The organism is Allobosea sp. P1_B10 (genome assembly GCF_056406735.1).
Window position 1 is genome coordinate 320244 of sequence record NZ_JBFTZP010000004.1, and the last position, 12423, is coordinate 332666.

Genomic DNA, 12423 nt, shown 5'->3' on the forward strand with positions numbered 1-12423 from the left:
ACGCCGAAGAACCTTATCACGGAGAGCCTTATGGCCGGTCACGCGGGCGGATGTCTCTGCGGCAAGTTGCGGTATGAAGTCAGCGTCCCCCCGATCCGGGTGACGGTCTGCCATTGTCGCTTCTGCCAGCGCGCGACCGGCTCGACCGGCATGGTCGAGCCGATCTTTCCAAAGCAGAGCTTCGCGGTCACGGCGGGGACGGAAACAATCTACAGCCGGGCCTCCGAGGGGAGCGGCAAGCAGGTTCATGTCCACTTCTGCCAGACCTGCGGCACCAAGGTGCGCTTGAGCTTCGAACGTTTCCCCGATGCCATCGGCGTTTATGCGGGCACGTTCGACGACCCCGATTGGTTCGAGCAGACACCGGACAACACCAAGCACATCTTTCTTGGGGTGGCTCAGCGCGGCACCATCATCCCGGCTGGTTTCAACTGCTTCGACGAGCACGCCATGACAAACGAGGGAGTTTCTCTGGCTCCCCGCCGCTATGACCAGCCGAAAATCATCTGATAGGCCCCTCGAAACCCGCACTCTCGTCGTAAACAGAGGCATCGAATGTCCGAAAAATCCCGTGTCTACGCGATCCACAGTGACCAGGAATGTGAGCGGCTTGAGGTCCAGGCAGAGATCGCGAACATCCGGGAGCACCTGCAACATATCGATGTCAGGCCCGATGACGTGGTCCTCGACATCGGCTGCGGCTCGGGCTCGATGTCGCGGACGATCGCCAAGGCGTTTCCGCAGGCCAACGTGACAGGGATCGACCTGCGCCAGGACTATCTGGATTTCGCAAGGGCACGTGCGGCGAAAGAATACATGCCGAACCTCGGCTTCAAACAGGCCAACATCTTCGCGCTGCCCTACGCCGACGCGTCGGTGGACGTGGTCTGGACCAAATACGTCCTACAGTGGTTGAAGGAGCCGGATGCGGCACTCGCGGAGATCAGCCGGGTCCTGAAGCCCGGCGGTCGAGTTGTCTCGGCCGATTTCGCCGACTTCGTTATCGAGCATCATCCGGCCGATCCCGAATTCGATCGTGATGTACGGCGCATTATGCCGGGGTTCGTCGATGTTGGCATCGGGCGAAAGGTAGCTCCGATTCTATTGGGACTCGGGTTCGAGGGCGTGTCCGTCAAAATCGAAGCCGACACATTATACACCGTCGTCGGCGCGATCGATGCTCGGCGACGTTGGAATTGGGAGATGCAATGGCGAGCAGCTAGGCCGCGCCTTGTCGAACTGGCGGGGGGAGAGCGGGAGGCTGACGATTTCGTCAATCGCTTCATGGCGCATTACGACGATCCGCTGACCTGCACCTTCACTTCGTTGTTCATCAGCCAGGGCCGACGCGCGCAAGGGACTCCAATTTGAAGAAGGCGGCGGTGCGCGTCGCGGGCTGCCTGAATAGAAGATGCAACCCACGGTCCCCCAACTGATCTCCCAGGCTGTCGCTACCGCAACGATGGCCAACCGCCTGCCATCCCCACGCCGTCTCGCAGCCCGGTCTCATGTCTCTCCATCTGGGCTACAGCCGGTTCCTTGCTCGGCTCGCCGAGTGCCTCCGCTGGATCGCTCAGAACTGCCAAGGCTCATTCTTCGTCGATGATCTGCTGAACGCGAACGCCAATCCGGTCGGAAAGCTTTATCGCTTCGAGAACATGTATGACGCAGCGTGGTTCAGAATTCGGTTCTGACCCAAGCCCAATGACCCATGCCACCCGACAGCCTGCGCGAATTCTCCGGCCGTAATCGAGCCGAGTTCAACGACATCGCGCTGTTGCTATGGACGCGGTTGGAGTGGCGGCTGCGCAAGCTCGGCGTCGAGCATCTCTCTGCCGCCTTTCGGATATCACGTAGCTGCCCGCTTCCGATCGTGGTTCTGGCCGCGCCGAAGGTGGCCAGAACCATGCTCTGAGATGCCGGTTGCGATCGGATCAAGCTGCGTTGAGCACGCTGTACTTGGGGGGCGCGTCCTGTCCGCCGTGGATTTTGCAGGCGTTGACCCAGACCTTCTTCCCCGACTGAAGATTACGGTAATGCCCGCGCCTTTCATGCGGGCGCTTCTCGGCTCCTGTTCCAGACGACCGTGCTCGTGCTGCCGCAATTAGCCCCGGCCGGTTCACTTTGATGATGCGCGTAGGAGGAAGGTGGCTGAGGTCATGGCCCTCCGAACCCGCCATAAGGGCAACAGTGTTGGAGCCATCATCCTCAAGGTGAGCACGATGAGCGCTCAGCATGAGAGCGGCGTAAAGGACCTCGGAATACTTCGAACGAAGGTCGATACGATACTCGTTCTCCCAGAATGGCGTTAGCCGCACCAGCGGGTCGAAGTTGGCTTCGACGCCGAGACCAGGATGAAGCACGAACTGAAAGGGCGTCTTCGTCCACTTGCTCTTCGTGGGGCTATCCGCATCCTGCTGGAAGTACGTGTCGCCCCAAATCGCTTCGCCATCGTCACGGATATGGACGAGATTTACGGTCTCATAGCGATCCCCTGTTTCGCGGTAGCGAAAGAGGAAGGCACATTCGGGGAAAGGCATACGCATTTCATTTCCCGAGAGAAGTTCGCTCGCCTCTCGCCAAAGATCATTGCAGACGTTTTCTCCAACAAAGGACGGATCAGCGGGATCGAAGATGAAGCCGAAGTCGAAAGACGGCATCGCCCAATCGTAACGGCGGTAGACCGGTTCGATCGGCGCAGTTTTCATTTTTCGATCAAGAGCAGCGGCGACCTTCATCACCTTGCCCTGGCCAGCAGCATGCACGAAGTCGGAAAAGGTCTGCGTCTTCATTGAGCCCCCGAAAGCAGTTTCGACACCTATGAAGCTGCCTCAGGTCGGAATTTCCGCAATCAAAATCACGGCACCAGTCGCGGGTATGGTAGTCCGAGGACTAAGATCGTCGTTCAAATCGTTGCAAACGTACCGTTGCCCCCTCGTCTCCACACGCTGTTGTGGAGGGTCTACGTGCTGTCGAGAGACGGGCAGCGCAACGAAGAGCGTCACCGGGCGCGACTGGAACGGGCTCGGGTGCGCGTCCGCGCGGACACGCCCCATCACACGCAAACCGTGCGCATCTTGCTGGCCGAAGCTGGCATCAAGGTCAAAAAGAGCACCGAGCATGAGTGGGCGAAGGTCGTGACGGCTCTGGAACACGATGAGGTGGCCGAAACCGAAAGCGCCGTCGCACAGTGGCTCACTGAGGATGCGCTCGTGAACGGAGAAGCGCGCCGTGGCTTCGATCGCGCCGAGGCAACGTTGCGCGGTTCGAAGAAGTTGAAGAACGCACAGCGCCAGAGGCGGCAGGAGACTGAGGCCAAGAGCGTGCGACCTTCATCACTACCGTCACGGACGGCGCTATTGTCGGCCACATCGAGTCGTCTGACGGCGAGAAATGTCCAAGCTGCCTCTGGCTTTCGCTGAACCGGGTGGCGACGTACTGACCAGCCACGGTCTCGGCGATGTTCGGCAGGCGTCGTCAGGCCCGTGTTTCCAGGGACTTTCGAAGACACGTCGAGGGGTGCGGGCGGGAGGGTTTTTGGAACAGGCGGAAACGAGGGTCAGAGGGTAAGGAGCGAGGGGGCGGAAACGTCTGCTCCCGGATGATCGGGGCAAAGATGGCGTCGCCGTGTCCCGGTCGGCGACACCTGGGTGTGAGAACCCCTCGATCGCAACGGGTTGGTCACTGCGTGGGGTGGCCATCCTGCCACGGCCCGGTTTCAAGGCGACGGCATGTGCGCCGACCTACTTGGTTGCCCCTCACGGACAGAACGCAGAAATCTTATAGCGGCATCAGGAACAATGGCTGGCGGTCCTGTGTTCTTTCTGTGAGGTGCCGATGCCATGTCGGAGGTGCCATTACAGGATTTCGATTCTTTTTGGGTTTGAGCGCGATTGTCTCCCGACGATCGCCCGTGATCTAGGACATGCGGCTGTCAGAGAACGACACGCCCGACGCTGACAGCCCATAGTCCAATTCCGAAGGCTTCCTTGACGAAGCGGGCCGTCGATCCCGCGTTGAGTACACCGCCGGGTCTAAGCTGAAATGGCCGACTGAATGCCGGGGAAAGACCATATGTCGGAGGGATGAGCGGTAGCCGGAGTAGCCGGTGTAGCGTCTCAGGCCGACAGAGCTTCGCGCGGGCGAATTCACCCTTACCGCGCGGAGAGGTGTCTCGCGACACCTTGCGACACAAAGGAGGGCTACCCAACTGATGACTTCTCTCATCTGCTGATAGTCTTTATCGCCTAATCAACGGCGAATTAGCTCCTGTGGAGCGAGGGCGTGGTACTATCCACGCCCTTTTCCGGTCTACTCATACCTGCCCGCGAAATCGATGATCGTCATCAAGGCGGTTCGTCAAGGCCATGCGGAAGCGTCGTTCACCGTCACAATAGAAAATCGCCGACAAGGAGAGCATAATTTCAGCGGCTGGAGGCCAAAATGGGAGAATGGCCATGCACGCGGTCGTCAGAACCTATTCGGGCAACGGAGCGAAAGAACTCTTCGACGTGCTGGAGAAGCGCAAGACGGACGTTGAAAGCCTCATACGGACGGTCAAGGGATTTGTGAGTTACTCACTCGTCCGCACCGCAGATGGCGGCGTTTCCGTCACGGTCTGTAATGACAAGGCCGGAACGGATGAAAGTCTCCAGCATGCGAGAGACTGGATCAAAGAGAACGCGTCCAACACGGGCGTCGGAGCGCCCGCAGTCTCGGAGGGCGCTGTCATTCTTCAATTGAAGTAGCGCTACCCCGCGCCACGTGAGAGGCCGCCATGGTTGGCGGCCTCATCTTCCAAGAACAGACCGAGAGGGCCGGAGCCTGCCCCGCCAACAAGCGCCAGGAACTCCTCGCCCCACTCGACGCCCTCAACGAGACGGGCTTCGCCATGGCATCGTATCCCGACCTCGACTCGCAGATCGACCTCACCGAGTTCGGTGGTCGAAATTCCTTAGTATAGACGGGATTACGTTACAGCGGCTCGCACATCGTCTCTAAGTGGCATGCCTTCGCGACGATTACGCCAAGACGCCTCTCGGCGGGATCGCCTACCAGAACGACGACCGCTTCGTCGCAGACCTGCGTCGGCTCCACCGGGATGTTCTCGCGAAGGAGGACCCGGCCCGAGGCTACCGCCGCTGGCTGACAACGCTGTGGCAGGTCATGCAGATTTTCGAGAAACCTCGGGGCCATTCGGGCGTTGGGAGACGACCCACAAAAAATTGTCAGTCTTCCACATTAGGCGTAGAATTAGGTCATGTCCCAGGCGGGAGAGTGCCATGCGACAGGTTTTGCTTGGCCTGCTTGGAATGATGGCAGCAGGCGCTGTCCATGCCAGACCTACAGCTTCTCGTCTGTCATAAACGGTATGTGGATCGAGCAGACGCTCATCAAATGTACGACGCCACAGACCAATACTAACGAGCGTGTGCCAAAAGGCTGCGTCTTGAGCGAACCGGCCATGGCATATCCCAACCATGACGAAAAGAAACGCTTACCCTGCGTCACCTGCGCCACTGGTCACCCAATTGTGTTTCATCCGAACGGTACGCTGGCGCAGTGTGTGCTGCACAGCGAGCAGGTCCCCAACGTAGCGGGGATCGCGGCCTGCAAAGGTCTTGTGCGCTTCGACAAGGATGGCCGGGTGGAGTGCTGATCGGTCGTTCGTGCCGGAGTAACCGGGGTCATCGACGGGCGGCGCGGATCAACCTAAACGACCGCCCGATTGCGGTTTCAGTGGCGGCTCCAACACAGCATGGGGAGAGGTCATGAACAAGCTGCTCGCACTACCTGTCGCCGCCTTGCTCGGTCTTGGCAGTCTCGCCGTCACATCGAATGATGCGGATGCCTACTATCGTCGCGGTTATGGCGGGCACTATTATGGTGGCGGTTACTACGGTGGCGGTGGTGCCATCGCTGCCGGTATCATTGGCGGCCTTGCGCTTGGTGCTCTTGCCGCTCCAGCCTATGGCTATAACAGGGGTTTCTATGGTGCCAATGCCTATTACGGCGGCGATTACTATTACCCCAGGACCGCCTACTATAATACACCGGCATATTACGGCGGGTATTACGGGCGACCATACTATGGCCGCGCCTACTATGGCCGACCGATCGTGCGACCATATGCTTATTATGGTCGGCGATCGTATTATCGCCCGGTCGGATATTATGGACGACCAATCGCCGGTTACTACGGTAGGCGCTGGTAAATCCCAGGCCGTGCTCCTCTCAGGCGAAGCAGTCCGCCGCGCCCATCAGCTTCGAGAGCGCTTCAATCCGACTTTTGACGGAGGGGCAAAACATTCGCAGTTTGGTCCTGCAAGCACCCGTCAATTGCCCGGACGAGCGCCGTCTGGTCGAACGGCTTGCTGAGACGCGGCAAATTTACATTAGATGGAAGCTCCGCGTACCCCGTAGCAACGAGGATCGGCAGGTCAGGATGTGTTGTGCGGACCTCGCTTGCCAACTGTACCCCGGTCATTTTCGGCTGGCCTGATCTGTGATCAAGAGGTCGAACTTATCCGCTTCAAGCGCCGCTAACGCCTCCTGGCCAGATGATGCCTCGACCACTGAATGGCCGAGGTCCTCCAACATCATGGTGGTGTTCATCCGCACCAGCGCATCGTCATCAACCACGAGCAGGTGAAGGGTGCGCACGGTCGCAGGTGAAACGACCGCCAATTCGCGAACGACTGGATTGACCGCTATCGCTGCCTCGGGCAGCCAAATCTCGGCGGTTGTCCCCTCTCCCTTTTGGATTGTCAGGACCAGCTTACCTCCCGACTGCTCAGCAAAGCCGTGCACCATCGAAATTCCCAAGCCCGTTCCCTTCCCAACCCCTTTGGTCGTGAAAAAGGGCTCGCGAGCCCGCGCCAGCGTCGCCTCATCCATCCCCTCGCCCGTGTCGGAGACTGACAGGCAAAGGTACTCGCCTGGAGGCGTTCCTTTGGTGTCGCAACCACCCACAGCCTGCCGGACCCCAATCGAGATCGTGCCGCCCTCAGGCATCGCGTCCCGTGCATTCACGACGAGGTTCAGAAGCGCCATTTCTAGCTGGTTTGCATCCGCGCGAGCACAGACGGAGCCGAGCGGAAACCGTGTCTCGATTTGCGTTTGGGGTCCGAGAGAACGTTGCAGCAGGTCTTCCATGCCGCGCACCAACGCGGGCACATCCACGGCTTCTGGCCTGAGGTCCTGACGCCGTGCGAACGACAGCATCCGCTGGGTCAGGGCGGCTCCACGCTGTGCGCCCTGAAGCGCGTTTTCCACCAGCCGGACTAACTTGGGGTCGGCGGGCATGCGTTTTTGCAGAAGGTCGAGGTTGCCGATGATCACGTCCAGGAGATTGTTGAAGTCGTGCGCGACGCCCCCGGTGAGTTGACCGACTGCCTCGATCTTTTGCGACTGTCGAAGCGCTTCCTCGGCCAGTCTGCGCGCAGTCAAATCTACCAAGCCGCCCAGGACGCGCCGGAAATCGCCCTGCTCATCAAGCTCGACCCGCTCGGAAACCAGCACATCCAGATTGACGCCTGAGGAGGTGACCAAGCGATGCTCGGCGTCTTGAAGGAGGCCATCAGCGACAAGCTTCGGCCATTCCGACCGAACGCGTGTTTTTGCTGACGCACCCGTCATGAACTCAGCCAGCGGTCGGCCGATGACGGCCTCGCGCTGATAGCCCAGCAGATCGATCCATGCGTCGCTGACCTGCTCAATGCGTCCCTCGCTGTCCAGCGCATGGAGAGGCAATGGCGTCCGCCGATAAAGGCTTCGGAAGCGCTCTTCGCTCCGTCGAAGGGCGCTTCCTTCTCGGCCAGCACTGCAAACCGGCGATCGAACATCGCGGCAATCAACGCCAAAGGCAGAATCAAGATAGTGGCGGCAGCGATCGCAACAGCAAGGCCGGTTTGACCGATGCTGGCATGATCAATCGCAGTATAAGGCGCGTGTCCGGCGGCAAAGGACGCTGCGAGCATAGCCGTGTAGTGCATCCCGGCTATGGCTAGTCCCATCACCACGGCAGCTACGATCTTCTGGAACATCCAGGAGTACGAAGGCGTGCCAGATTGCGTTCTGAAAGCGCAGGTTCTGCCAAACGTGGAAAATCACACCAAGGGAGTAAAGCAGCCCTCCTGCGCCAAGTAGCCAGAGCGTTGCCACCGGTAGCTTGCCGAGCGATTCCCACAGAGCCACCCCGCTCCACCCGATTGAGAGGTAGAGCCAAATCGACAGGCGATCGAACCGTCCAGGCCACATCACCTTGATCGCGACGCCAATGAACGCGGTGACCCAGATTGCTACGATCAGAACACGTGCGACCGGACTGCCAGCCAACTGCACCAAGAAGGGGGTGTAGGTCCCGGCGATCAGCAGGTAGATCGCCGAATGATCGAAGCGTCGCAACAGCCATTTCAACGGGGACGCGGGCAGCACGTTGTAGACGGCTGAGATGGTGAGCACGGCCAGAAGCGCGATCCCGTAGACCGTCGCAGGAATTAGAATCCCCATCGAAACCGGTGCCTTCGCCAGCAGGACAAAGACACCCGTAACGCCACCGACAACAACGTGGGGGCATCCGCCATACGAGACTTCTTTGGAAGCCTTGACCGGTTCAAGGCCAGCAAGGGTCTCTTCGTGACAACATCGTCGTTCTCACCGGCCGCTCGTGACACCGCAGAACTACTCAGCAAGCGCATCGTTCTGATCGACGGCCATCAACTTGCCCGTCTGATGATCCGCCACAGCGTCGGATGCCGCGTCGAGGAGACCCTGACTATCAAGAAGCTGGATGAAGAGTTTTTCGACGGGTGAGCGGCCTTTCGAGTCCATGGTCTGGCTGAAGTTCCCCTCTTCCAAAACCCCTATGTAATCGACCTTCCCGACCGGCCTTTAAGTCGTTGTTTCCGCATCGTCGGATGAACGATCCGAAGACTGTCATCGGCGTGGCCATAACCATCTGTTTTTGATTGACGAGTGACGATCGCGGAGCAATCGAGGTCATGAAAAGCAACACGACCGCCATGGCCATGGAACCCCGTTCCAGCCTTGCTCAGGTCCCGCTGGCAAGTTTGGCCTCAATGACGCATGCGGCGCGCAGCCGCTTTATCTCGGCACGCTGCTCGTTCTTCCACCCCGTGAGGTTCAGCGGTGGGCACTCTGTTCTGACGGCGTCATTCTCGGCTGCCGCAATCTTGTCGCCGATCTCCCGGTACGAGTAGCTCAAGTTGACCCGCATCCACTCGGTCAGGCGGCTCTCCCCCTCCGCGTCGAAGCGATAGCAGAGCACGTTCGTGCGAGACGGCCCAGGCGCACGCGGAAACGCACGAAGTTGAAGCTGGCCCTTGAGGATCGCGCCCAACGAACGACGGAACGTCGAGAAGCCACTATGCACATGGTCGAAATGACAGCGGGCGTCGAGGCCACTGGCGGTCATGCCGATGTACATCAGGCCATTCGCGGGTACCGAGATGGGCCGAAGCTGATCGGGGCGGTCGATGAAGTAGGCGTATATGCCAGCCGCCTTGCAGGATGGTCGATCGTCCCAACGAAATCGCGGTCCGAGTTCCAGGTTCATGTTCGCTCCCCAAATCGCTGGCGCGATGATGGGACCGGTCCGGTGACCAACCGGTTGCGATCGAAGGTTACCGTAAGCCTCTCACAAACGGTGTTTTCGACATGGCCAACGTGGTTGGCCACCCTGGCGGGACTTTCCGTGCGGCCGGTCTCGCAAAACTGCTTGCAGAACCTCTGATCTGTGAGAGCCAAGGCTTTGAAGCTGCGCGAACTCACAGAGGGCTCACGCCGCATATTGCTTGAGAAGCCCTTCCAGGTCTTCAATCCGTCTGAAGACCTTCCCGTCTTTGAACAGGTAACCGACGCGTCCGCCCCTGAGAGAGATCACAACTTCGCCGCCCACGCTGAACCGGACGTAGTCGAAAACGTCTCGGAGTGATTGCTGGAGGTTTGCCCGGATCGCGTACAGTTCCTTCGCGTCGGCGCTGGCCATCTTGTTCTTCAGATGGCGGATTTGTGCCTGACGGTCCTCCGGGGGTGCGCTGGCACGCATCCGACGAAGCTGCTCTTCATCCGTGATCAGTTCGATCTGAAGCGTGTCTAGCTGCCGCTCAGCCTCACCAGCAAGCTCACGGGCGCGAGGGCTACCCTGCTCCGCCACCATCTCCATAAGGGCGTCCATGCGCTTCCTGAGGGCCTCGCGTCGGGCCTTCTTTTCAGCGACGGCACTTTCCAGGCTATAAACCTCCACCGGGTCAATTTCGCGAAGATCGAGTTCGGTGATGAACTCCAGGATGGCGGGCTCCCACGTTTCCACCACGTACTGCCACGTGTTCGGGCACGTGCCCGTCCGCGCGCCGCTGCACATGAAGAACGTCCGATGCCGACGCTTCTTACCCCGGTCGCGGATGTTCATCGGTTGAAGGCAGCGCCCGCAGTGCGCGAGACTCCCGAAGAGATTGCCGATCTTCGTGCCTTTGCGGCCCGCGAGATTCGGTGCTCCCGCCATGCGGCGGCTGTCCATCGCGACCCAGGTGCGATTCCACTGCTCGTCGTCGATGACCATAGGATAGTAGCTGGTGATGACCTCGCCGTCCGGGACGCGCTTGGTCGTGCGTTCACCGTCCACCATTATGACCTCCATCCGGTTCGGCTGGTAGTGGCCACGAACAGCGATCGAAGTCAGGTAGGCGCGGACGGTACCGCCGTGCCACGTGCGACCAAAGGACAGCGGCGCGATACCATCTGCGTTCAGACGGCGGGCAATGGCATCGCAACCGATGCCCATCTCGCTTTCTTTGAAGATGCGTTTGATAACGGCGACATTCTCGGGGATTTCATCAAACTCAGTCCGCGCCGCGTTCAGCTTCAACCACGAAGGACCACGAGCGGTCAGTTTTGGGCCACCGGCACGACCTTTCGCCCGCTTTTCCTGCCAATTTTCGCGCTGGCGGAAGAGCTTCGTCTTGCTCTCGTCGTGGGCGCGCCCCATGATTGCGAGGCTGAAGAACAGTTGCCCCTGCTGGTCATTAGCGCTCTCCCAATTATAGACCTGCCTATCGGCTATAGTGTGCACCGTGATCCCGGCTTCGAGAATGTCAGTGAACGATCGCAGAGCCACCATCACCTTGTCGCGGGACAGGCGGTCTAAGCTTTCAACGATCAGGTGCGATCCGAGCGGGATGCGACCCGCTTTCGCGAGAGCCAAAAACCGTGAGAGAACGCCGCGAATTCGATTCGCTCCGCTGAACCCTGACACCCCGATGTCTTCTAGGCTGTGATCGAGGGTCAGGCCCTTTTCCTCGCAATAAGCCTTTGCTAGATCGGTCTGACGGCGGTGACCGTCCCCGTCCTTCTGTTTTTTTGAACTGAGCCTGACATACGAAAACGCCAAAGGCGTCGTTCCGGGCTGGATCGTGAAGTTCATCAAGTGGCTTCCAACTGGCGAAACAGGCAGAACGCTGTAGCAATAATCGGATAACACGTCACGATGTGGTAAATCCCGGCCGCGCGCAGATCGGTATTCGTGGTTTCTGTGATCAGGCCCCGCTTGCCGGTCACCAGCGCGGCTGCCATCGCACCCGCCTGCCCTCCGCCGACGCTGGCGATCCGCTGGGTCAGGGCGTTTCGCGCCTTGTCGATCGCGACGCTGACAGCGAGCCCCGGCGGCGGAGCAACCGGCGACGGCGTCAGCGAAATCTTCCCTGGGATGCTGCCGACGGCGCCGATGCCACGAAAGAACGCATCCCGGCCGAAATCATAGCCGCCGGGCCGCGCAGGCCCCGGCGGCGGAAGCAGACGCGCACTGGCCGAGATGTGGTCGCCCGGCGCAATCGACCCGCCCTTGATGTTGACGCGCACGCGCCTGGGTTGCCTGGTCGGCTCGACACCGGCGATCGCCGTCACCAGCAGCACCAGCCTGGCGCCGGCATCGCGCGCCTCGACCGATTCGACGTAACCGCTGAGCTGCCCGATCCGCATGCGATCCAGGATCGGCGTCGCGATGGCAGCCGTGCGCCATGTCGCGGCGGCAAAGCCCGCGAAGGCCGCCGCAAGGGCGAGGCAGACATGCAGCGCGACGAGCCGTCGCCGCAAGGCGATGGCGCCGCCGGCAGACAAACAGATGCCCGTCACGGGCGCCCAAAGCGAGGGCTCCCGGTCAGCAGCAAAGTAGAGCAGGATGCCGATGCTCATCATCGCGGGCAGCCAGAGAAACAGCCTCCGCCGCTCGCTTTCCATCTCCCAGGCGCCGGTCAGGCGACGCCAGAAGTCGTTCCATGCCAGCCCTGCGCCGATGCTGGAGAGGCCAGTTCCCGGCAGGCGCCATGGCAAGACCCCGGCCTGCGCGCCGCGCGCTCGGTTCGGCTCTGGCAGGCCAACACGCATGCGTCGCGCATCTCCGGCAAA

15 protein-coding genes are annotated in these 12423 nt (G+C 60.3%); 9 read left to right on the forward strand and 6 right to left on the reverse strand.

Features of this window, described 5'->3' with window-relative positions; translation table 11 throughout:
- Positions 1 to 30 precede the first annotated feature (30 nt).
- The 3 genes from AC1D2L_RS12130 (at position 31) to AC1D2L_RS12140 (ending at position 1915) form a co-directional block, all read left to right on the forward strand.
- Positions 31 to 510: a GFA family protein gene (locus AC1D2L_RS12130; protein ID WP_476846123.1), complete on the forward strand. Its 480-nt coding sequence runs from the start codon at positions 31 to 33 to the stop codon at positions 508 to 510.
- A 45-nt stretch (positions 511 to 555) separates the two neighbouring features.
- Positions 556 to 1371, forward strand: coding sequence for a class I SAM-dependent methyltransferase (locus tag AC1D2L_RS12135; RefSeq protein WP_476846124.1), 816 nt, complete (start codon positions 556 to 558; stop codon positions 1369 to 1371).
- A gap of 340 nt (positions 1372 to 1711) precedes the next feature.
- Positions 1712 to 1915: a hypothetical protein gene (locus AC1D2L_RS12140; protein ID WP_476846125.1), complete on the forward strand. Its 204-nt coding sequence runs from the start codon at positions 1712 to 1714 to the stop codon at positions 1913 to 1915.
- A 19-nt stretch (positions 1916 to 1934) separates the two neighbouring features.
- Here the strand turns inward: AC1D2L_RS12140 and AC1D2L_RS12145 are convergent, their stop codons facing one another.
- Positions 1935 to 2792: an AcrVA2 family anti-CRISPR protein gene (locus tag AC1D2L_RS12145; protein WP_476846126.1), complete on the reverse strand. Its 858-nt coding sequence runs from the start codon at positions 2790 to 2792 to the stop codon at positions 1935 to 1937.
- 174 nt (positions 2793 to 2966) lie between these two features.
- On the opposite strand from AC1D2L_RS12145, the gene AC1D2L_RS12150 reads away from it, so the two are divergent.
- The 5 genes from AC1D2L_RS12150 (at position 2967) to AC1D2L_RS12170 (ending at position 6215) form a co-directional block, all read left to right on the forward strand.
- The gene (locus AC1D2L_RS12150; protein WP_476846127.1) at positions 2967 to 3422 is read left to right on the forward strand and encodes a hypothetical protein; all 456 of its coding nucleotides are present in this window, start codon (positions 2967 to 2969) and stop codon (positions 3420 to 3422) included.
- Between the two features lie 1035 nt (positions 3423 to 4457).
- The gene (locus tag AC1D2L_RS12155; RefSeq protein ID WP_476846128.1) at positions 4458 to 4748 is read left to right on the forward strand and encodes a hypothetical protein; all 291 of its coding nucleotides are present in this window, start codon (positions 4458 to 4460) and stop codon (positions 4746 to 4748) included.
- A gap of 29 nt (positions 4749 to 4777) precedes the next feature.
- Positions 4778 to 4963: a hypothetical protein gene (locus AC1D2L_RS12160; RefSeq protein WP_476846129.1), complete on the forward strand. Its 186-nt coding sequence runs from the start codon at positions 4778 to 4780 to the stop codon at positions 4961 to 4963.
- Between the two features lie 501 nt (positions 4964 to 5464).
- On the forward strand, positions 5465 to 5659 hold the full coding sequence (locus tag AC1D2L_RS12165; RefSeq protein WP_476846130.1) for a hypothetical protein: 195 nt from the start codon (positions 5465 to 5467) through the stop codon (positions 5657 to 5659).
- Positions 5660 to 5771: 112 nt separating this feature from the next.
- The gene (locus tag AC1D2L_RS12170; RefSeq protein ID WP_476846131.1) at positions 5772 to 6215 is read left to right on the forward strand and encodes a hypothetical protein; all 444 of its coding nucleotides are present in this window, start codon (positions 5772 to 5774) and stop codon (positions 6213 to 6215) included.
- 268 nt (positions 6216 to 6483) lie between these two features.
- Here AC1D2L_RS12170 and AC1D2L_RS12175 read toward each other — a convergent pair whose 3' ends face one another.
- Both AC1D2L_RS12175 and trhA read right to left on the reverse strand, forming a co-directional pair.
- Positions 6484 to 7752 (reverse strand): ATP-binding protein, encoded by a 1269-nt coding sequence (locus AC1D2L_RS12175; RefSeq protein ID WP_476846132.1) that lies wholly within the window; start codon positions 7750 to 7752, stop codon positions 6484 to 6486.
- Between the two features lie 177 nt (positions 7753 to 7929).
- Positions 7930 to 8511: a PAQR family membrane homeostasis protein TrhA gene (gene trhA / locus AC1D2L_RS12180; RefSeq protein WP_476846133.1), complete on the reverse strand. Its 582-nt coding sequence runs from the start codon at positions 8509 to 8511 to the stop codon at positions 7930 to 7932.
- Between the two features lie 57 nt (positions 8512 to 8568).
- Between trhA and AC1D2L_RS12185 the strand changes: the two genes are divergently transcribed.
- Complete coding sequence (locus AC1D2L_RS12185) at positions 8569 to 8814, forward strand: restriction endonuclease (protein WP_476846134.1); 246 nt, start codon at positions 8569 to 8571, stop codon at positions 8812 to 8814.
- A 238-nt stretch (positions 8815 to 9052) separates the two neighbouring features.
- On the opposite strand, the gene AC1D2L_RS12190 is transcribed toward AC1D2L_RS12185, so the two are convergent.
- The 3 genes from AC1D2L_RS12190 to AC1D2L_RS12200 all read right to left on the reverse strand — a co-directional run bounded on the left by AC1D2L_RS12190 (position 9053) and on the right by AC1D2L_RS12200 (position 12402).
- Complete coding sequence (locus AC1D2L_RS12190; protein WP_476846135.1) at positions 9053 to 9577, reverse strand: GIY-YIG nuclease family protein; 525 nt, start codon at positions 9575 to 9577, stop codon at positions 9053 to 9055.
- Between the two features lie 222 nt (positions 9578 to 9799).
- The gene (locus tag AC1D2L_RS12195; protein ID WP_476846136.1) at positions 9800 to 11443 is read right to left on the reverse strand and encodes a recombinase family protein; all 1644 of its coding nucleotides are present in this window, start codon (positions 11441 to 11443) and stop codon (positions 9800 to 9802) included.
- Complete coding sequence (locus tag AC1D2L_RS12200) at positions 11443 to 12402, reverse strand: DUF4131 domain-containing protein (protein ID WP_476846137.1); 960 nt, start codon at positions 12400 to 12402, stop codon at positions 11443 to 11445. Before AC1D2L_RS12200 ends, AC1D2L_RS12195 begins: the two co-directional genes overlap by 1 nt.
- Between the last annotated feature and the right edge of the window lie 21 nt (positions 12403 to 12423).